Genomic DNA, 19,648 nt, shown 5'->3' with positions numbered 1-19,648 from the left:
GCCGGTTATTTGCGGCGGTGGCTAGGCGGGACCCGCTTTGCCGAGTTGCTTGTCCGCCGCCGCCAGCGCGGCCTTGGCGTCCACCGCCAGGCCCTGCGCCGCCAGCGCCTCGCAGAGCGCGGTCAGGCACAGCCTCACGTGCCAGGGGGTCGCGGACGCGCCCATCAGGCCGATGCGCCATACCCTGCCCTTCAGCGCCCCGATGCCGGCGCCGATCTCCAGGTCCCAGGCCTTCAGGGCGTGGGCGCGCACCGCCGCCTCGTCGATCCCGTCGGGCACGATCACGGTGTTGAGCTGCGGCAGGCGGTCCTTGGCGGCGACCAGCATGGACAGCCCCGCCGCCTCGATCCCGGCCACCAGCGCTTCATGCATCCGCGCATGGCGCACGATGGCCGCCTGCTGACCCTCCTCGAAGATAGCGACGAGGCTCTCATGCAGGCCGTAGAGCGCGTTGATGGGCGCGGTGTGGTGATAGGTCCGGCCGCCGCCCCCACTTCCATCAGGGCCGCCCCAGTAGGACATCAACAGATTGAAATCCAAAAGCCAGTTGCGGACCTTCTCCTTGCGCCCGGAGATGGCCGCCTGGGCGCGTTTCGACAGCGCGATGGGCGAGAGCCCCGGCGGGGCCGAGAGGCACTTCTGCGTCCCCGAATAGACCACATCGGCGTCCCAGCCGGCCACGTCGACGACGATGCCGCCGAGCGAGGTCACGCAGTCCACGACTGACAGCGCGCCATGCTTGCGCGCGATGCCGCAGAGGCTCGCCGCATCGCTCTTCGCGCCCGTCGAGGTCTCCGCGTGGACGAAGGCCAGGACCTTGGTCGGCGCCTCGGCCAGCGCCGCTTCGCACCGCGCCACGTCCACGGCCTGGCCCCAGTCGTGGTCGACGGTCACCACCGTGGCCCCGGCGCGCCCGGCCATGTCGGCCATGCGGCCGCCGAACGCCCCGTTGACCGCCACCACGCAGCGGTCGCCCGGCTCCAGGAGGTTCATCATCGCCGCTTCCATGCCCGCCGTTCCCGGCGCCGGCAGGGGCACGCAGGCGTGATCCGGGGCGTTGAACAGCCGCTGCAGCGCCGCCTTGATCTCCTCCATCAGGTCCTGGAACGCCGGGTCCAGGTGGCCGATGGTCGGCCGCGCCAGCGCCGCCAACACCCGCGGGCTGACGTCGGAGGGGCCCGGCCCCATCAGGATGCGGTGGGGCGGCTGGAAGCTCTGCATGGGGAATCCGTCTCAGGCCCGAATTTCTAGGCTAGGAGACGGGCGTGTAGCCTTTTGCGCAGGGCCTCGTCCACGCCCAGGACGTCAGCCAGATAGGCGTCCAGGCTCCCGTGCCGCTCGACGATCACCGCGAACGCGGTCTCCAGATAATCGGTGTTGACCCCGACCGCGACCTTCAGCGCCTCGCGCGACACCGTCAGCCCCACCTGCTTTTCGATCCAGGGGCCGAGGAAATCCATCTTCCGCGCCTGGCGCGCCTCGTCGTTGGTGAGCAGATAGTCGGCCATCATGTCCTCGCGGCTGACCCCGGCCACGTGGTGGGTCAAGGCGCAGATCAGGCCCGTGCGATCCTTGCCGGCCGCGCAGTGCACCACGATCGGCCCGCGCCCGTGCGCCAGCTCGCGGAAGTAGCGGCTGTAAAGATCGATGTGCCGCGGCTCGAAGGGCGCGCGGCGGTAGTAGCCGAGGCCGTCCTCGTAGAACCATTGCGGGGTGATCTCGGGCAGGCCCTTCATGATCACCGCCCAGTCGGCGTGGTCGGACAGGATGTCGTTCTCGATGACCTGGGCGTCGAAGCCCTCCCAGCGGCGGTTCGGCTCGCGGGTCCGCTCCTCGGTGCGGCGCAGGTCGATGATGGCGGCGAGCCCCATGTCGCGCATCCGCGCGAGGTCGGCGTCGCTGGCGTAGGCGTGGTTGGCCGAGCGGTAGAGCAGGCCGGTCTTCAGCGGCCGTCCGTGATGGGTCTCATACCCCCCGAAATCGCGGAAGTTCTCGATGCCGTCGAAGTCGATGTGCCGGGTCATGGCGCGAGGCTGTAGCCGGAGTCGAAGCGGAACAAAAGCAGGCCGCGCCTACATCGCCGTCCTGAGCGTCAGGAGTTCGGGGAACAGCTTCCGGTCCAGCGCCTTGACCAGGTACGACACCCCCTCAGAGCCGCCGGTTCCGCGCTTGAAGCCGATGATCCGCTCCACCGTCTTCATGTGGGTGAACCGCCACTGCTGCAGGCGGTACTCCAGGTCGACCAGCTTCTCGCCCAACTCGTAGAGGTCCCAGTATTCCGCGGTGTTGCGGTAGACCTTGAGCCAGGCCGCCTCGACGGCGGGACTGGCCTCATAAGGCTCGCGCCAGTCGCGCTCCAGCCGGTCGGCGGGCACGTCGAAGCCGCGCCGCGCCAGGAGCCGCAGCGCCTCGTCGTAAAGGCTGGGCGCGGCCAGGATCGTCGCCAGTTCGTCGCGCCGCGCCGTGCCCGGCTCATGGACCTCCAGCATGCGGCTATCCTTGGCGCCCAGCAGGAACTCGAGCTGCCGGTACTGGAAGGACTGGAACCCCGAACTCGCCCCCAGCGCCTCGCGGAAATTGGCGTAGTCGAAGGGGGTCATGGTCGCCAGGATCTCCCAGGCCTGGATCATGTGGGCCTGGATGCGCGCCACCCGCGACAGCGTCTTGAAGGCGCCCTGCAGGTCGTCGGCGGCGATGTCGGCCGCGGCGGCGCGGATCTCGTGCACCGAGAGCTTCAGCCACAGCTCGGTCGCCTGGTGGATGACGATGAACAGCAGCTCGTCATGCTCGCCGGTCTTCGTGGCCTGGGCGCTGAGCAGGGCGTCCAGTTGCAGATAGTCGCCGTAGTCCATGGCTCTGGGCCTTAGGCCTTCGCGGCGCGCAAGGCCAGATGCGCGTCTAGCCCGGGCCCGGCGGCGGCCCATTCTCGTATTCGAAGCCAGGGTCACGCGCGGCCTTCGCATTGGCGCCGCCGAAGCGGTAGTCGAGCCGGAAGAAGGCCGCGCGGTTCACCGGCCGGACGAACAGCTCCTCCCGCAGCGTCGGACTGTCCAATTTGCGCCGGAAGTTGTTCGACGCCAGCAGATCCTGCCCCGTCACCGTCGCGGTCAGCCGGTCGCTGAACTTGTGCCGCCAACCCATGTTGAGCGTGAAGTTCGGCTCGAACGCGCCCTGGGTCGCGATGTGTGCGCCCTGCTCGATGGCGTTGAACTGGATCATGTCGTCAGGCCGCACCTGCCAGTTCAGGTTCACGCGGCCGCCGACCGCCCAGAGCGTCCGGCTGCCCTCGCCGATGCCCAGATTGCTGGCGTCGACGTGGCCGTTGTAGGGACTCACGCTCGCGCTGTAGCTCAGCGTCGAGGTGAGCTTGCCGTTGGCGCTGAAGTCGACGCCCAGCGCGGTGCTGGCGCCGGCGTTGGCGAAGGTGGTCTCGAACACGCCGGGCGCGGTCTCGCGATAGATGATCGAGAACTCGTGGTGGGCGTCGCGGTAGTAGAGGTTGGCCTGGAAATCCTGGCCCCAGGCGTGCTGCTGGTAACCCAACTCGTAGACCTGGACCTCCTTCACCTTCAGGCGCGGATTGCCGACCTGGCTGCTCTGCGGGTCGAACACCTGGATGAGCGGATTGAGGATGAAGCTCGGGGGCCGCTGGACGCGGACGCTGTAGCTGGCGGTCAGCTTGGCGTCGTCGTTCAGCTTGTAGGCCGCATGCAGGCTCGGGTAGGCGCGCTCGTAATGCTGACTGTCGCGCTCGCCCGAGGTGAGCTGGGCCAGGGTGAAGTTCACATCCTCGCCCCGCAGGCCGGCTTGCAGGTCCAGGTCGCCGAGACTGCGGTGGTAGGTGACGTAGATCGAGTTCACCAACTGCTCGAAGAGATAGTGATTGGCGAGGTTCGCCTGCGGCGCCAGCGAGGCGGCGGTCGGCCCCATCGAGTCCGCGTAGTTGAAGTCGTTGTCCTCGCGCCGCACCTCGTAGCCGGCGTTCAGCGACCCGCCGGCCAGCGGCCGTATGTAGGACACCGTTAGCTCGGCGTGGTGATCGCTCTCGTCGCCCCGCTGCAGTTCCAGGGGGATCGCCGTCGGCGGTAGGATCGGGGTCGTCGCATAGACCACATGATCGCGGGTCAGGCTGTCGTTGTAGACTGTATTCACCGACAGCTCGTGGCCGTCGCCGAAGGTGTGCTTCCAACCCCCTGAGAAACTGTTGTCGGTCTCCAGGAAGCGCCGCTCGCCCAGCCGGCCGATGATGCTCACCGGCGCGCCGTCAAGGCCATCGGTTTCGAAGCGGTCGAAGGGATGGCCCTGACGCAGCAGCGAGTTGTAGGTGACGCCGCCGGTGAACTGGTCCTTGTCCTCAGGGGTATAGGTCACCGACAGCCGCGCTGTCGGGCCGCGCACGAGGTTGCGGCCGGTGTCCAGGTCGTCGCTCTTGATGAACTGGCCGCTGGTGGCGTCGAAGCCGGCGCGGGCGTCATCGACGTGCACCTTATTGCGCTGATAGTTGCTCGATAGCGCGGCCGTCACCGCGAGCTTGGCGGAGTTGTAGCCGAAGCTAGCCCCCGAGCGCTTCAGGCCGCCGCTGGCGGCGGTGACATAGGCAGAGCCCGTCACGCCGGCGCCGCGGCTCTTCTTGGTGATCAGGTTGATCACCCCGCCGGTGCCTTCCGGATTGAGCGCCGCCGAGGGGTTGGTGATCACCTCCACCCTCTCGATCTGGTCGGCCGGCAGCTGCTGCAGCGCGTCGGCCCGGCCGACGCCTTCGAACATCGGCGAGGGCTTGCCGTCCACCAGGATGGTGACGTTGCTGTCGCCGCGCAGGGAGAGCGTCCCCTGCGGGTCCACCTCGACGGCCGGCAGGTTGCGCAGTGCGTCGCCGATCGAGCCGGTGGTCGCCGTCAGGTCCTTGCCCAGCGTGTAGCTCTGCCGGTCGATGGAGCGCTGCACGTCGGGCGTGGCGCCGGTCACCGTCACGCCCTCGACGGTGCGCCCCGCCGGCTTGCCGGACGCCTTGGGATCGGCGGGCTTGGCGACCGCCGGCGGCGGGTCGGCGGCCTTCGATGCGTCGGTTTGAGCCTGGGCGGCCAGGGGCGCGCCGGCGACCACCGCACCGGCCAGCCAAATCCACGCCCTCGCCATTCGACCTCTCCCCGACGCGGCCATGCTGATGGCCCAGGTGGCCAAATGAAGGCCGACACCGATTACATCCGTAATCGTATTTCGCGAAATCTGTCAAACGACGGTGAGCGGCGGGGTTAGCCGCCGTTTTCGTATTCGAAGCCCGGCTCCTTGGCCTTCGAACCGCCGCCGCCAAAGCGGTAATCCAGGCGGAAGATCACCGAACGCGCCATCGGCCGCGAGACCAGGTCCTCGACCAGGGTCGGCGTGTTGAGCTCGCGATGGAAACGGTTGGAGGCCAGCAGGTCCTGGCCGGTGACGGTCGCCGTCAGCCGCTCGTTGATGACGTGCCGCCAGCCCATATTGAGCGTGAAGATCGGCCGCAGCGTCCCCTGGGCCACCACGCGGCTTCCGTTCACGATGGCGTTCAGCTGCAGCATGTCGTCGGGACGGACCTGCCAGTTCAGGTTGGTCCGGCCGCCGAGCCCGTAGATCGAGTGTTGGCCCGAGACGCCGAGGTTGGTCTGTCCGACGTCGATCTCGTTCCAGTAGGGGCTGAGCGTCAGGCTGTAGCTCAGCACCGCGTTGAACTTGCCGTTGGCGCTGAGATCGGCGCCCACCGAATGGCCGGTTCCCAGGTTCAGGAAGCTGGTTTCGAAGACACCCCCGCCGATGTCGCTCTCCACCTGGCTGAAGTCGTGCTGGGTCTGCCGATAGTAGAGCGTCGCCTGGTAGGACTGCTGCCCCGCGTGCTGCTCATAGCCCAGTTCGAAGGACTGGGTTTCCTTGGGCCGCAGGTCGGGATTGCCGACCTGGATGTCGAGCGTCCCGGGCTGCATGTAGACGAGCGGGTTCAGGATCGAGGCCGGCGGGCGCTGGACGCGGACGGCGTAGCTGGCGCTGAGCTTGCGGTCGTCGTCCAGCTTCCAGGTCAGGTGCAGGCTGGGATAGACCTTGTCGTAGTGCTGTCCGTCGCGCGCGCCGCTGGTCAGCTGGTCGAAGTCGAACTTCACGTCCTCGGCGCGCAGGCCGACCTGGACGTCCAGCGGGCCGTAGCCGTGCTGGTAGGTGGCGTAGACCGCGTTGACCCACTGCAGAAACAGATAGTGGTTCGCCAGGTCCGGCCTGGGCGCCAGCCGGTCGGGCGCCGGGCCCGTCGGGTCGGAGTAGTCGTCGTCCTCGTCCTCGTGGCGAAGCTCGTAGCCGGTCTTCAGCGCGCCCCCGGCGACCTTCTGCGAATAGGCGACCCGCAGCTCGCTGTGATGGCGGTTGTCGTCGTCGTGGTAGAGGTCGAACAGCGGCGGCGCCGGCGGCAGCGCCGTGGTCACGGTGAAGAGCACGTGATCGGGCGAGATGGAGTCGTTGTAGGCCGCGTCCACCGACAGCTCGTGCCCCTCGCCGAAGGTGTGCTTCCAGCCGGCCGAGACAGCGTTGTCGAGCTCCAGGTAGCGGCGGCGGCCGTGGACGTCGAAGATCGAGGTGGGTCCGCCGGCGCCGCCGATCACATAGCTGTCGTCGGGATGGCCGTGCAGCACCTGCTCGGTGTAGCTCGCCGCGGCGGTGACCTGGTCCTTGTCGGTGGGGGTCCAGGTCAGGTTCAGCCGCGCGCTCGGCCCCCGGTTGAGGTTGCGGCCGAGGCTGTGATCGACGTTGGTGAGCAGGGCGTCGCTGATCGGATCGGCCGCGTCGCGCGCGAGCACGGTGTGGTTCTTGTTGCGCTGATAGTTGCCCGACAGCGCCGCGGTGACCGCCAGCGTCGGGGAATTGTAGCCGAGATTGATCCCCGCCCGCTTCAAGCCGGCGCTGCCGGCGGTGGCGTAGGCCGAGCCGGTCACGCCGCCGCCGCGGCTCTTCTTGGTGATCAGGTTGATGACCCCGCCGCTGCCCTCGGGGTTCAGGGCGACGGAGGGGTTGGTCATCACTTCCACCCGCTCGATCTGATCGGCAGGGAGCTGTTGCAGGGCGTCGGCGCGGTTCTTCCCTTCGAAGGCCGGCGAGGGCTTGCCGTCCACCAGGATGGTGACGTTGGAATCGCCGTGCAGGCTGAGGTTGCCCTGCAGGTCGACCTCGACGGCGGGCACGTTGCGCAGCGCGTCGGCCACCGAGCCGGTCGTCGCCAGCAGGTCCTTGCTGAGCGTGTAGCTTTTGGTGTCGATCGTGCTCTTCTCGTCCGGGACGAGGCCTGTGACGGTGATCGTGTCGACGGTCTTCACCGCCGGCGCAGCGGCCTTGGCCGTGGCGGGGGCCGGAGGTTTCGCGGGCGGCTTGGCAGGCGCGGCCTGAGCCGCATCCCCTGCCCCGGCGGGCGGCTGGGCAGGCGCGGGCTGCACCGGGGTCTGGGCCTGGGCCAGGGCCGCACCGGGCAGGACAAAGGCCATCGCGCCCGCGAGACAGAACCGCCGATACGCCATCGAACTCCCCAGGAACCCCCGCACCCTGAGAACACCGGCTCAGCCGCGTGGGACAACCTGAGGTCTACAGCCGTTAAGCAGCTGTCAACTTAACGGTTTTTAACGCGGCGACGGCTTCCCTAGCGGAACGGCGGCTCGTCGAAGCTGCGCAGCTTGCGCGAGTGCAGGCGCGGGCCCTCCTGGCGCAGCAGATCCATGGTGGCGATGCCGATCTGCAGGTGCTGGCCGATGGCGCGGTCGTAGAAGGCGTTGGCCTGGCCCGGCAGCTTGATCTCGCCGTGCAACGGCTTGTCCGACACGCAGAGCAGCGTCCCGTAGGGCACCCGGAAGCGGTAGCCTTGGGTGGCGATGGTGGCGCTTTCCATGTCGATGGCGACCGCCCGGCTCTGGTTGAACCGAAGCGCGCTCTTCGAATAGCGGAGCTCCCAGTTGCGGTCGTCGGTGGTCACCACCGTGCCGGTGCGCAGCCGCCGCTTCAGCACCTCGCCGGTCTCGCCGGTGACGATCTCGGCGGCCCGGTTCAGCGCCACCTGCACCTCGGCGATCGGCGGGATCGGGATCTCCGGCGGCAGCGCATCGTCCAGCACGTGGTCGTCGCGCAGATAGGCGTGCGCCAGGACATAGTCGCCGATGGTCTGGCTCCCGCGCAGGCCCCCGCAGTGGCCGATCATTAGCCAGGCCTGGGGCCTTAAGACCGCCAGGTGGTCGCAGATGGTCTTGGCGTTGGAGGGGCCGACGCCGATGTTGACCAGCGTGATGCCCGCGCGGTCCTTGGCCATCAGGTGGTAGGCCGGCATCTGGTGCTTGCGCCAGGCCGCCGCCTGCACCACCGCCTCCGGGTCCTCGGTCGTTTCGTCCACCAGCACATTGCCGGCCGCCGAAAGCGCTGTGTACGGACTGTCCGGGTTCTTGATCTGCTCGCAGCCCCAGCGGACGAACTCGTCCACGTAGCGGATGTAGTTGGTGAACAGGATGTACTGCTGCACGTGGGTGGCCGGCGTGCCGGTGTAATGCGCCAGCCGCGCCAGCGAAAAGTCGGTCCGCAGCCCATCGAACAGGGCCAAAGGCTTGGGCCCCTGGTCGTGCTGCGACCAGGCGCCGTCGGCGATCTCGTCGCCGATGAAGGCCAGTTCCGTGGTCGGAAAATGCCGCGCGATCTCCGCCGAGCCTATGTCGGCCAGCGCCGCGTCGGCCTGGCCGTCCAGCACATAGGGGAACGGCATCTCCTGGGTGGAGCGGCCGACCTCGACCTCCACCTTGAAGTCCTGCATCAAGAGGCTGAGCTGTTCGATCAGATAGTCGCGGAACAGCGCCGGCTTGGTCACGGTCACCGCATAGCGGCCCGGCGCGCCGATGCGGGCGAAGGCGCGGCTGATCCGCGGATAGGGCTCGCCCACCGGCCAGTGCAGGCGCAGTTCCGGATAGGCGAAGGCCCCGGCCGCGCGCACCGCCGGATCGGGCGGCGGTCCTCCGGCCATGAAACTCTTGAGCGCGCCCCTCAGGGCTTCCACCGTCTGGCGGTATTCGTCTTCCAGCCGGTCAACGATGCCGGCCGCTGCTGTCTTTGATGTCATCGCCCCATTATAGACGCCGCTGGCCGAGCTTGGCGAGCCGGGCAGGATGGACGCGCGCGCGCTTCCCGGCGACAAAGGCCGCGAACTTCACCGTCGGGACCTTCATGAATCGCCTTTTCACGATCCTCATCGTCGCGGCCATGGTGCTGGGCGTCGCCGTCGGATGGGGGGTCCATGAATACGCCAGCCCCGCCGGCGCCAAGGCGGTGGCCGGCAACCTGTCCATCGTCACCGACGTCTTCCTGCGCCTGATCAAGATGATCATCGCGCCGCTGGTCTTTTCCACCCTGGTGGCGGGCATCGCCCACATGGAGAACGCCTCGACCATCGGCCGGGTGGGCGCCAAGACGCTCGGCTGGTTCATCTCCGCGTCCCTGGTCTCGCTGACCATCGGCCTGATCATGGTCCACCTGATCCAGCCGGGCGCCGGCATGCACCTGGTGGCCGATCCGGTGGCGCCGGGCGCCGCGGTCGACATGACCAAGTTCAATCTCAAGGAGTTCGTCAGCCACATCTTCCCCAAGTCGATCGTGGAGGCGATGGCCAACAACGAGATCCTGCAGATCGTCATCTTCTCGGTGTTCTTCGGCACCGCGGTGGCCGCCATCGAGGACCGCGCGCCCGCCGTGGTGGCCGTCGTCGAACAGGTCTCGGCGATCATGCTGAAGGTGACGAGCTACGTGATGAAGACCGCGCCGCTGGCGATCTTCGCCGCGCTCGCCGCCACGGTCTCCACCCAGGGGATCGGGGTGCTGGTCACCTACGCCAAGTTCGTCGGCGGCTTCTACGTCTCGATGCTGCTGCTCTGGGCGCTGCTGATCGCCGTCCTGGTGCTGATCGTGGGGCCCCGCGCGTTGAAGCTGATCGCGCTGATCCGCAGCCCGGCCCTCCTGGCCTTCTCCACCGCCTCTTCTGAGGCGGCCTATCCCGGCACCCTCGAGGCCCTGCAGCAGTGGGGCGTCTCGCGCCGGGTGGCGAGCTTCGTCCTGCCGCTGGGCTACTCGTTCAACCTCGACGGCACCATGATGTACTGCACCTTCGCGACCCTCTTCGTCGCCCAGGCCTACGGCATCCACCTCACCATCGGCCAGCAGATCACCATGCTGCTGCTCCTCATGGTCACCTCCAAGGGGGTGGCCGGCGTGCCCCGCGCCTCGCTGGTGGTGATCTCCGCCACGCTCACCTACTTCCACCTGCCGGAAGCGGGCCTCTTGCTGATCCTGGCGGTCGACAACCTGCTCGACATGGGGCGCTCGGCCACCAACGTCGTGGGCAACTCCGTCGCCGCCGCCGTGGTCGCCAAGTGGGAAGGCCAGATCGAGGAACCCAAGACCGAGGATGCGGTGATCGCCAACAACGCCGCGTGAAGGCGGCGCAACCAACACGGGTGCGGCTTATCGCCTGTTAAGCGTATCGTTTGACGGGGCGTTCACTTCACCCGAGCTAACTCTCGCGACCTTGTTTTCGCGCCCTGAGGCTTCCCCCAACCGTGCCCGATAGCGTCCAAAAGCTTGCGGCCCTGACGGCCCGCGTGGCGGAGCTCGAATCCGAGCGGGCGCTGACGCTCAGACTCGCCCAGACCGACAGCCTGACAGGCCTGGTCAACCGCGGCGCCTTCACCGCCGAACTCTGCGAGCGGCTTGAGGCGGCCAAGCAGGACGATGGCCAGGTTGCCCTCTTCGTCATCGACCTCGACCGCTTCAAGCACCTGAACGACACCCTCGGCCACCACGCCGGCGACCTCTTCCTGGCCGAGGTGGGCGAACGCCTGCGCTGCGACACGCAAGCCGGCGAGCTGGTCGCGCGCACCGGCGGCGACGAGTTCGCGCTGATCACCACCGGCGCCGACCCCGCGCGGCGCGCCCAGCGCCTCGTCCGCCTGCTATCCCAGCCGCACATGATCTATGGCCGCATGGTCTCGCCGGGCGCCTCGGTCGGCGTGGCGGTCTATCCGGACCATGCCGCCGACGCCGGCGACCTGCAGCGCTTCGCCGACATGGCGCTCTACCGCGTCAAGCTGAAGGGCGGCCGGCGCTGGTCGGTCTTCGACGCCGAGCTGCGCGACGAGAACACCCGCCGACGCACCCTGGAGGCGGAGCTTCGCCGCGCCATCCCCGCCGGCGAGATCGAGCCCTGGTTCCAGCCGGTGATCGATTCCAAGGACGGCCGCATCACCGGCGTCGAGGTCCTGGCCCGCTGGCGCCACCCCGAGCAGGGCCTATTGGCGCCCGCCGCCTTCGTGCCGATCGCCGAGGAACTGGGGCTGATCGGCCGCATCGACGAGGCGGTGTTCGAGGCCGGCTGCGCCCGCGCCGCGCCCTGGGTCAAGGCCGGGCTGATCGAGGCCGTCTCCTTCAACGTCTCGCCCCGCGACCTGCTGGATCCCAGCTTCTCGCGCAAGCTGATCGGCCGGTTGGGCAAGACCGCGCTGCCGCCCACCGCGCTCACCGTCGAGATCACCGAGACTTTCCTGCTGCAGGACCTGGCGCTGTCCCGCCGCCACATCGAGCGGCTGAACGCCAAGGGCGTGCGCATCGCGCTCGACGACTTCGGCACCGGCTATTCCAACCTGCGCGCGCTCATGCACCTGCCGATCCAGACGGTGAAGCTGGACCGCAGCCTGATCTGCGACGTCGCCAAGGACCAACGCGTGGCCAAGCTCGTCGCCTCGATGCTGCACGCCGCCCGCGCGCTCGGCGTCCGCATCGTCGCCGAAGGCGTCGAGGAGGAGGCCCAGGCGATCTTCCTGCGCGCCGCCGGCTGCGACCGCATGCAGGGCTACTGGTTCGCCAGGCCCATGCCCGCCGACCAGATGGAGATGGCGCTCAAGGAATCCCACGCCGACACCCCGCGCTTCTTCACCGCCGAGCCCACCCGCCGCCGCGCGCGGCGCTGACGCGGTCCCCATAAGATCCTCCCCCAGCGCGGAGCGCGATTGAGGGGGAGGTGGCTCGGAGCGAAGCGACGAGACGGAGGGGGTTGCAGCCCGCTCCGCGAGCCGCCGCGAACAGCGCCGACGTCAGTCGCCGTTTTCAAGGAAGCCCCGGATGGTGCGCACAGCGGCATCCACGTCGCGCAGGATCAGCGACGCCGCCAGCCGCAGGGTCGAAATCCCCTGCGCCGCCAGCCAGGCGTCGCGCCGCTCGTCGCGGACCGGCCGGTCGCCCGCGCCATGGCTGGCCCCATCGACTTCGACGGCCAGCTTCGCGGCGTCGCAGTAGAAGTCGAGCACGTAGGGTCCGATGGGATGCTGCTTGCGGAATTGCAGGCCGTCGATCGCACCGCCCTTGATCGCCTTCCAGAGCAGCACCTCGGGCAGGCTCATGGCGCGCCGCAGAGCCTTGGCGCGATCCTTGGTGACCCGCGACCCGTCCATGCGGCGAGCCTAGCAAGGGTCTTGTCCCGACCAAGCGCTTTCTCGGTTCGAAGCGCCGTGGGCGGCAACCCCCTCCGTCGCATCGCTTCGCTCTGCGACACCTCCCCCTCAATCGCGCTTCGCGCTGGGGGAGGATCTTGGAGACATCAATACCGCCAGCTCGTGAGGTCGGCGCCGGGCGGCGCGGTCTTGGCGATCCGCTCCAGGATCTTGGGCACGTACATCGTGTTGTAGTGCAGCCGGGAATAGGCGTTGGGCAGCTTCGGATCGCCGTTCCAGCAATGCTCGGCCCGGTCGCCATAGGCCACCTCGCCGCCCCAGGCCGGGGCCTTCAGGCTCTCCAGGGTGTCCTGCGCGAAATAGACCGCGTCGGTCAGGAAGTAGGTGTCGGCCGAGCCCACATAGATGTGCAGCTTGCCCGCCAGCTTCGGCCCCAGCGTCGCCCAGTCGCGCTCGATGATGTGGGTCAGGTCGAAGTGCTCCTTCCAGTAGGCGACGACCGTCGGGTCGATCTCGCCGGTCTGCTTGTTCCAGACCGGGGCCGGATAGCCGTCCTTCCCCTGCGGCCCGAACACCGCCTCCCAAATGTCGTTCTGCTCGCCCGACCGGTCATGGTCGCCCAGCACGGCTTCCATGTCGGTTTCGTCGCGCTGGGTGGCGGTGATGTGGCCCAGATAGTCGCGTTGCGCCGCCCTCTCCTCGCTGTTCACCAGGCCCTGCTCGTAGAAGGCGTTCTTGTCGGCGTAGAGGTTGATGTTGGTGTAGGCGTGGAAGTCGATGGGGTCGGGACAGGCCACGAAGGCGCCGTTGTACATGTCCGGATAGAAGACCTGGGTCGCCATCGCCTCCCAGCCGCCGGTCGAACCGCCATAGGTGAACCGCGCCCAGCCGGCGGCCAGCCCCCGGAACTGCTTCTCGATCGCCGGGATCAGCTCCTTGTTGATGGCGTCGCCGTAGGGGCCCTGGTTGGCCGAATTCACCGCATAACTGTCGTCGTAGTAGGGCGTCGGGTGCGCGATCTCGATCACCAGGAACCGCGGGAAGTCCTTGCCGGTCCAGGTCTTGTAGAAGTTGTAGGCCTCCTGCTGCTGGATGCGGTTGTAGCCCGCCAGGTGGAAGCGCTCGGAATAGTCAGGCTTCAGGTCCGGGTCCGGCGGCGTGGTGCGGAAGTTGGAGATGTCGTCCGGGAAGTGGCCGTGGAAGACCATCAGCGGATAGTGGGCGTTCGGGTGGCTGTCGAAGCCCTCCGGCAGCAGCACGTGCGCGGTCAGGTATATCGGCCGGCCCCAGTACTTGGTGAGCAGCGCGCTCTGTATCCGCACATGCTTGATGTAGGGCGTGTCGGCCTTGGGCTGGATCGGGCCGATCTCCTGGTCGAGCGACAGCTTCAGCGCGCTCTTGGCGGTGATGTGGACCTTCACCGGCTTCGAATAGAGGTTGCCGGGCTTCAGGTTCCAGTGCTGGCCCTCGCCCTTGTCCGGCGGCAGCTTGACCACCGTTCCGTCGGCGCGGTGGAAGGTCTCGTAGCGGTTCAGCACCGCCTGCACCCAGTAGTCGCCGGCGGGCAGTTGCGAGAGCTTCTGTTTCGGCCAGCCATAGGCCTTGTCGCCCAGCACCACCGCCTTGCCGGGCGCCAGTCCGTCGACCGTCTGGCCGAAGATGTAGGGGGTGCGCAGCGGCGCCTCCAGCTCCACCTGCATCCGCGGCTCGGGCGCCGCCTTGGGCGTGACGATCAGGATCAGGCGGCCATCCAGAGCCGCGGCGCTGCGGGCCGCCGGGAAGGACACCGAGACCGTGGCCGCCTGCGCGGCGCAACCAAGCCCGATCGCCGCCAGGCCTCCCAAAGCCATCCGCCGCAACAGCTTCGCCGCCATGATTCCCTCCACCCTGCCGAGGGGAATTTCTGTCATCCCATGAGCCCCAGGGCCAGCGCGGCTTAGAAACCCTGGACGGCGCGCGCCGCAATGTAGACAAGCTTCCCGGCTTGATCCGCCCTTCCATGACCTCCCTTTCGCGCACCCTGGCCCTGGCGGGCGCCGTCGCCCTGGCGGCGAGCGCGCCTGTGCATGCCAAGAGCCACGGCAAGGGGCGGATCATGGCCGACGGCTATTCGCGCCCGGCCGAGGAGGTGTTGGCCCAGGCGCGCAAGGCGTCCGGCGGGGCCGGCTGGAACCTGCTGCGCGGCATCCACGTCACGGGCCACGAAAAGGCGGCTTCGGGCGATATCCGCTTCGAGACCTGGGTCGACCCCCTGCGCTACGGCATGCGCACCGAGACCCGCCAGGCCGCGGGCGTGCTCACCGAAGGCTTCAACGGCCAGGGCGACTGGCGGATTCTGCCCGACGGCAAGACCGTCGCCATCGACGACCACGCCGCCGTCGACAAGCTGCGCACCGAGGCTTTCCTCGCCGCCGGCGGGATTTTCTACACCAGCCGCTTCGAGGCCCACGGCGAGCTCATCGGGGTCAGGACCAGCGGCGGCAAGAGCTTCGACGTCCTGAACGTCGAGCCCTGGGGCGGCGCGCCTCGCGAGCTGTGGTTCGACCGCTCGACCCACCTGCTCGCCCGCGTCGTCGACCGGACCGGTCCGCAGGCCGTCACCACCGAGCTTTCCGACTACCGCCGCGTCGGCCCGGTGCGCATCGCCTTCCACACCGTGGTGCGCGGCCCGTCCCCAGGCGCCATCCAGGACCGCCAGCTCGACAGCGTCGTCTTCACGCCTGCCGACCGCAGCCTCTTCAGCCTTCCGCGGACAGAGACCCCGGCGGCGCCCTGATCCGGCCCGTGTCCCATGCGCCCGCGCTTGGCTATCGCGCCGGCCTGCGCCATACCAACGCCGACGGAGCGCAAGGAAAGCTCCGCGTGCGGGGGATTTGAGACGTGGCGCCGTCAGGATCGCCGCCGGGAGGGGCGCCGAAAGAAGCAGGCGCCAGCCCCCTGACCCTGGCCTTCCTCGAAAAACGCGAGAGTCTGCTGCTGTTCCTGGCCGCGCGGACCCGCTCCATGGCTGCGGCCGAAGACCTGGTGCAGGAGCTTTACCTGAAGGTCGCCGCGGTGGACCCGCAGGCCGATGTCCGCTCGCCCGCGCCGCTTCTCTACCGCATGGCCGCCAACCTCTTGATCGACCAGGTGCGCAGCGCCCAGCGCGACGGCCGCCGCAACGCCGAATGGCGTAGCCAGACCCACGTGACCCTGGGCGGCGAGGACATCGTCGCCGAGCCCGCCGCCGACGATCAGCTGATCGCCAAGGACCGCGCCCGCCAGCTCGCCGACGCGGTCGAGGCCCTGCCGCCGCAGATGGGCCGCGCCTTCCGCCTGCACAAGCTGGAGGGCAAGAGCCAGTCCGAAACCGCCGAGGTGATGAAAATCTCCCGCAAGATGGTCGAGCAGCACATCGCCGCCGCCATCCGTCACCTCACCCAGAAGCTCCGGTCGTGAGGGGGCTCAAGCCGATGATTCGCACTGAATTTGTTCAGCGACCTAGGGCTATGTCGTCACGGCGACGTCTCATTCGCGGACCGGCGCATTCCGCGCCGCTCGGACTATTTCGCCGATGAGCAGCATCGTCGCATCAGAGGATCAAGCGATGATCGACGCCGCGGCGTGGGTCGCGCGCCTCGACGCGCCTGATGTGGGCGAGAATGACGCCGCTCAGTTCGACGCCTGGCTCGCCGCCGCGCCGGCCAACGCTCAGGCGTACCGCCGCACGCTCGCCCTCTGGCACGAGTTCGACGCCGCCGCGCCGCAGGTGCGCGAGGCGCTGGCCCAGCGCGGCGCCGCCGCAGGCCGTGTCGTCCACCCCCGCTTCGGCCAGTCGCGCCGTCGTTTCCTGTTCGCCGGCGCGGCCGCATCGATCGCCGCCGCCCTCGTCGTCGTGGTCGCGCTCCCGCCCACGGCCCCGGTGGAAACCACCCATCAGACCTTCGCCACCGCCAAGGGCCAGCATCAGCGCGTTACGCTGGCCGACGGCTCGGTGATCGACCTCAACGCCGAGACCCGGCTCACCGCCAGGATCAGCGGCTCGGAGCGGCGCATCACGCTCGCCGAGGGCGAGGCCGTCTTCGACGTCACCTCCGACAAGACCCGGCCCTTCACCGTCGACACCGCCCAGGGCGCGGTGCGCGTGGTCGGCACCCAGTTCGATGTGAAGAGCCGCGATGGCGAGCTGACCGTCACCGTCGCCCGCGGCAAGGTCGCCGTGCGCTCGGCGGCCGCTGACGCTTCGGCGGACCCCGTCTTCCTGACGCCCGGCATGCAGCTCTCGCTCGGCGCGGCCAGGACCGAGGCCGTGGCCCATGTGGACCCGCAGGCGACGTTCGCCTGGCGCGAGGGCCGCCTCGTCTACCGCGACCAGCCGCTGACCGCCGTGGTCGCCGATCTCAACCGGCAGTTCCCCGAGCAGATCGCCATCGGGGACCCCACCCTCGACAAGATCCGCATCACCGGCGTGATCGTGCTGGATAATCCGCAGGCTGTGACATCTCGCCTTGCGTTGATGCTGCCGATAAGAGCGATAAGCTCGGAACGGGGGCTGCTGCTTCTCAAGAAGTAGACGCCGAGCCGTGGGGCGAGCGAGATTTCAGTGCGTCGGGAACTTGCGGTGGGAGTCGGGCTGGCGGCCCTAACGCTCGCCGCCGCGCGCCCGGCGCTGGGCGCGGCCCCGCAGATCCGCTTCCACATCGAGCCCAAGCCCTATTCCGAGGCCCTGCTGGACCTGGCCCAGCAGGCCAACGTCACCCTGGTCGGGGCCGGCGCCTGCTCCGGCGCCATGCAGATCCGCATCGCCGCGCCCATGACGCTCACCCAGGCGCTCGACCGGGTGCTGGGCGGCGCCCCGTGCGCCTGGAAGATGGTGGCGCCCGGCGCCGTGCAGGTGTTCCCGCTGGCGCATGAGGCGCCCAGGCCCGCCGACTATGTCTCGGTCTCCGAGCTCCTGGTCACCGCCACCAAACGGGTCAGCGATCCCAGGCAGCTGTCGGTGGCGGTGACTGCGGTGCCGGGCGACGCGCTCGAAATGACCGGGTCCAGCGACGCCGACGCCGCGTCTGCCCAGCTCTCCGGCCTGTTGACCACCAATCTCGGCCCCGGCCGCGACAAGCTGCAGCTGCGCGGCCTCTCCGACGGCGCCTACACCGGCCGCGCGCGCTCGACGGTCGCCACCTACCTCGACGAGATCCCGCTCAACTACAATGCGCCGGACCCGGACCTGCGCCTGGTCGACGTCGACCGGGTGGAGGTGCTGCGCGGGCCGCAGGGTGCGCTCTATGGCTCGGGCTCCCTCAGCGGCATCTACAGAATCGTCGCGGCCAAACCCGATCTGGACCACTATGGCGCGCAGCTTCGCCTCACCGGCGCGCTCACCGACAACGGCGCGCCCAGCGAGTCGACCGAGGGCTACCTCACCGGCCCGCTCTGGCGCGGGGTCGCGGGTCTGCGGCTCTCGGCCTACCAGGACCTCGAGGGCGGCTACCTCGACGACGTGAACCTCAAGCTGCGCAATGCCAACCAGACCCAGCGGAATGGCGGACGGCTGACCTTCCTGGTCGAGCCCGGCGACGACTGGACGATCGACCTGACCTTCGCCGGCCAGCACCTGCGCAGCGACGACACCCAGTACACGAGCCCGGGCCTGGGCCTGACCCGCATCAACCGCATCGCCGAGCCGCACGTCAACGACATCGTGCTGGGCACGGTCACCATCAAGAAGGGCTGGGGCTGGGCCGAGCTCACCTCGTCCACCGGCTACATCCAGCACAACTACGGCAGCTTCTACGACGCCACCGCCGTGCAGGACCTCTACACCGCCTTCGCCCAGACCTCCGCCTATTCCGAGCGGACCCACACGCGGGTGGTGGTGGACGACACCTACCTGACCTCGCGCGGCGCCGGGCGCTTCCAGTGGCTGGCCGGAATCTATGGCTCCGTGACTCAGGAGCATGAGCCCTCGGTGTTCCTGGCCCAGCACAGCTTCGCGCCGGACGTGCCGGTCTACAGCGACAACCGCTACGACCGCATCGCTGAGATCGCCCTCTACGGCGAGGCCTCGGTGGAGATCACCGACGCGCTTCGGGCCTCGATCGGCGGCCGCGGCTTCGACATCCACACCGACACCACCTCGGCGGTGATCTCCGAGCGCTTCCCCTCGCGCAGCATCGCCGGCGTCGAGCATTACAAGGGCTTCTCGCCCAAGGCGTCGATCCAGCAGTCCTTCAATCACGGCGACCTGATCTACGCCGTCTATTCGGAGGGCTTCCGGGCCGGCGGCATCAATTCCGGCGGCGCGGTGCCCCTGCCGGGCGCCCTGGTCATCTTCGCGCCCGACACCCTGCGGAACATCGAGGGCGGCTTGAAACTCCAGGGCCTGGACGGGCGCCTGGCGGTCAATTCGGCGCTGTTCTACGACACCTGGAAGGACATCCAGACCGACCAGTTCCGCGCGTCGGGCATCCCATTTACGACCAACGTCGGCGACGCCGACATCGTCGGCTTCGAGACCGAGGTCGGCTACCATTGGGGGAACGGCTTCTCGGCCCAGGTCAACGGCCGCCTCGCCCACACGAGGATCACCCATCCCAACGTGGCCTTCATCCCAAGCCCCTTGAACGGCCTGCCGGGCGCGCCGGCCATCTCCGGCGGCGCCGTGGTCAGCTACGAGCGCGAGCTGCTGGGCGGCTGGCGGCTGCAGCTGGTCGGCGAGACGACCTATGTGGGCCGCAGCCGCGTCACCTTCGACACCACCTTCCAGGCCATGGGCGGCTATGTCCGCTCCAAGCTGCTGGCCGAGGTCCGCCACAACTGGCTGGGCGCGCAGATCTTCATCACCAACCCGACCAACGCGTTCAGCGACACCTTCGCCTTCGGCAATCCGTTCAATCCGAACCAGACCCAGCAGGTCACCCCGCAGCGGCCGCTGACCGCCGGCCTGACGCTCTTCGCCACCTACTGAGATTTTTTGGTAGGCGAACATCGGGATGTGGCGCGGCGGCGCCGTCATTTCCGCGACCTGGCTCACCTGGAGGGGGCTTAAGGTCATGCCACGGCGTCGCCGCGCGAAACTCCCCCAAAAGCGCGCTGCGGCCGGCAGGCGCGGCCCGGACGTAGGAGAGCGTCCAGGGCCGCGCCGTGGGGCTCCTTCGCTTTTCCGACTGATGGCGCTTTTCCGACTGATGGCG

14 protein-coding genes are annotated in these 19,648 nt (G+C 68.7%); 6 read left to right on the top strand and 8 right to left on the bottom strand.

Annotation, left to right across the window (positions count from 1 at the left end; genetic code table 11):
• Positions 1–21 precede the first annotated feature (21 nt).
• The 6 genes from VKQ35_RS17770 to VKQ35_RS17745 all read right to left on the bottom strand — a co-directional run bounded on the left by VKQ35_RS17770 (position 22) and on the right by VKQ35_RS17745 (position 9,100).
• On the bottom strand, positions 22–1,221 hold the full coding sequence (locus VKQ35_RS17770) for an alanine--glyoxylate aminotransferase family protein (RefSeq protein ID WP_324364051.1): 1,200 nt from the start codon (positions 1,219–1,221) through the stop codon (positions 22–24).
• A gap of 26 nt (positions 1,222–1,247) precedes the next feature.
• Complete coding sequence (locus tag VKQ35_RS17765; protein WP_324364050.1) at positions 1,248–2,024, bottom strand: tyrosine-protein phosphatase; 777 nt, start codon at positions 2,022–2,024, stop codon at positions 1,248–1,250.
• 48 nt (positions 2,025–2,072) lie between these two features.
• Complete coding sequence (locus VKQ35_RS17760) at positions 2,073–2,852, bottom strand: tryptophan 2,3-dioxygenase (protein ID WP_324364049.1); 780 nt, start codon at positions 2,850–2,852, stop codon at positions 2,073–2,075.
• 46 nt (positions 2,853–2,898) lie between these two features.
• Positions 2,899–5,136, bottom strand: coding sequence for a TonB-dependent receptor (locus tag VKQ35_RS17755; RefSeq protein WP_324364048.1), 2,238 nt, complete (start codon positions 5,134–5,136; stop codon positions 2,899–2,901).
• A gap of 116 nt (positions 5,137–5,252) precedes the next feature.
• Positions 5,253–7,526 carry a TonB-dependent receptor domain-containing protein gene (locus tag VKQ35_RS17750; protein ID WP_324364047.1) on the bottom strand — a complete coding sequence of 758 codons (2,274 nt, stop codon included), beginning with the start codon at positions 7,524–7,526 and terminating at the stop codon, positions 5,253–5,255.
• Between the two features lie 119 nt (positions 7,527–7,645).
• On the bottom strand, positions 7,646–9,100 hold the full coding sequence (locus VKQ35_RS17745; RefSeq protein ID WP_324364046.1) for an AMP nucleosidase: 1,455 nt from the start codon (positions 9,098–9,100) through the stop codon (positions 7,646–7,648).
• A 104-nt stretch (positions 9,101–9,204) separates the two neighbouring features.
• Between VKQ35_RS17745 and VKQ35_RS17740 the strand changes: the two genes are divergently transcribed.
• Both VKQ35_RS17740 and VKQ35_RS17735 read left to right on the top strand, forming a co-directional pair.
• Positions 9,205–10,467: a dicarboxylate/amino acid:cation symporter gene (locus VKQ35_RS17740; protein ID WP_324364045.1), complete on the top strand. Its 1,263-nt coding sequence runs from the start codon at positions 9,205–9,207 to the stop codon at positions 10,465–10,467.
• A 122-nt stretch (positions 10,468–10,589) separates the two neighbouring features.
• Complete coding sequence (locus tag VKQ35_RS17735) at positions 10,590–11,996, top strand: putative bifunctional diguanylate cyclase/phosphodiesterase (RefSeq protein WP_324364044.1); 1,407 nt, start codon at positions 10,590–10,592, stop codon at positions 11,994–11,996.
• Between the two features lie 123 nt (positions 11,997–12,119).
• Here the strand turns inward: VKQ35_RS17735 and VKQ35_RS17730 are convergent, their stop codons facing one another.
• Both VKQ35_RS17730 and VKQ35_RS17725 read right to left on the bottom strand, forming a co-directional pair.
• Positions 12,120–12,476: an endonuclease domain-containing protein gene (locus tag VKQ35_RS17730; protein WP_324364043.1), complete on the bottom strand. Its 357-nt coding sequence runs from the start codon at positions 12,474–12,476 to the stop codon at positions 12,120–12,122.
• Between the two features lie 146 nt (positions 12,477–12,622).
• Positions 12,623–14,350 carry an alpha/beta hydrolase-fold protein gene (locus VKQ35_RS17725; RefSeq protein WP_324364042.1) on the bottom strand — a complete coding sequence of 576 codons (1,728 nt, stop codon included), beginning with the start codon at positions 14,348–14,350 and terminating at the stop codon, positions 12,623–12,625.
• Between the two features lie 125 nt (positions 14,351–14,475).
• On the opposite strand from VKQ35_RS17725, the gene VKQ35_RS17720 reads away from it, so the two are divergent.
• The 4 genes from VKQ35_RS17720 (at position 14,476) to VKQ35_RS17705 (ending at position 19,422) form a co-directional block, all read left to right on the top strand.
• Positions 14,476–15,252, top strand: a complete 777-nt coding sequence (locus tag VKQ35_RS17720) for a hypothetical protein (RefSeq protein ID WP_324364041.1) — start codon at positions 14,476–14,478, stop codon at positions 15,250–15,252.
• Positions 15,253–15,356: 104 nt separating this feature from the next.
• Positions 15,357–15,914 (top strand): RNA polymerase sigma factor, encoded by a 558-nt coding sequence (locus VKQ35_RS17715; RefSeq protein WP_324364039.1) that lies wholly within the window; start codon positions 15,357–15,359, stop codon positions 15,912–15,914.
• A gap of 148 nt (positions 15,915–16,062) precedes the next feature.
• Positions 16,063–17,028 carry a FecR family protein gene (locus VKQ35_RS17710; RefSeq protein WP_324364037.1) on the top strand — a complete coding sequence of 322 codons (966 nt, stop codon included), beginning with the start codon at positions 16,063–16,065 and terminating at the stop codon, positions 17,026–17,028.
• A 48-nt stretch (positions 17,029–17,076) separates the two neighbouring features.
• Positions 17,077–19,422, top strand: coding sequence for a TonB-dependent receptor (locus VKQ35_RS17705; RefSeq protein ID WP_324364035.1), 2,346 nt, complete (start codon positions 17,077–17,079; stop codon positions 19,420–19,422).
• Positions 19,423–19,648: the final 226 nt, after the last annotated feature.

This window comes from Phenylobacterium sp. (genome assembly GCF_035309685.1).
GTDB lineage: Bacteria > Pseudomonadota > Alphaproteobacteria > Caulobacterales > Caulobacteraceae > Phenylobacterium.
This window is presented reverse-complemented; position numbering and strand designations above follow the sequence as displayed.

Coding starts and splice junctions, on each gene's coding strand:
- VKQ35_RS17750 (WP_324364047.1), bottom strand. CDS start 7,526: ATGGCGTATCGGCGGTTCTGTCTCGCGGGCGCGATGGCCTTTGTCCTG.
- VKQ35_RS17725 (WP_324364042.1), bottom strand. CDS start 14,350: ATGGCGGCGAAGCTGTTGCGGCGGATGGCTTTGGGAGGCCTGGCGGCG.
- VKQ35_RS17755 (WP_324364048.1), bottom strand. CDS start 5,136: ATGGCGAGGGCGTGGATTTGGCTGGCCGGTGCGGTGGTCGCCGGCGCG.
- VKQ35_RS17720 (WP_324364041.1), top strand. CDS start 14,476: ATGACCTCCCTTTCGCGCACCCTGGCCCTGGCGGGCGCCGTCGCCCTG.
- VKQ35_RS17765 (WP_324364050.1), bottom strand. CDS start 2,024: ATGACCCGGCACATCGACTTCGACGGCATCGAGAACTTCCGCGATTTC.
- VKQ35_RS17770 (WP_324364051.1), bottom strand. CDS start 1,221: ATGCAGAGCTTCCAGCCGCCCCACCGCATCCTGATGGGGCCGGGCCCC.
- VKQ35_RS17745 (WP_324364046.1), bottom strand. CDS start 9,100: ATGACATCAAAGACAGCAGCGGCCGGCATCGTTGACCGGCTGGAAGAC.
- VKQ35_RS17760 (WP_324364049.1), bottom strand. CDS start 2,852: ATGGACTACGGCGACTATCTGCAACTGGACGCCCTGCTCAGCGCCCAG.
- VKQ35_RS17730 (WP_324364043.1), bottom strand. CDS start 12,476: ATGGACGGGTCGCGGGTCACCAAGGATCGCGCCAAGGCTCTGCGGCGC.
- VKQ35_RS17740 (WP_324364045.1), top strand. CDS start 9,205: ATGAATCGCCTTTTCACGATCCTCATCGTCGCGGCCATGGTGCTGGGC.
- VKQ35_RS17710 (WP_324364037.1), top strand. CDS start 16,063: ATGATCGACGCCGCGGCGTGGGTCGCGCGCCTCGACGCGCCTGATGTG.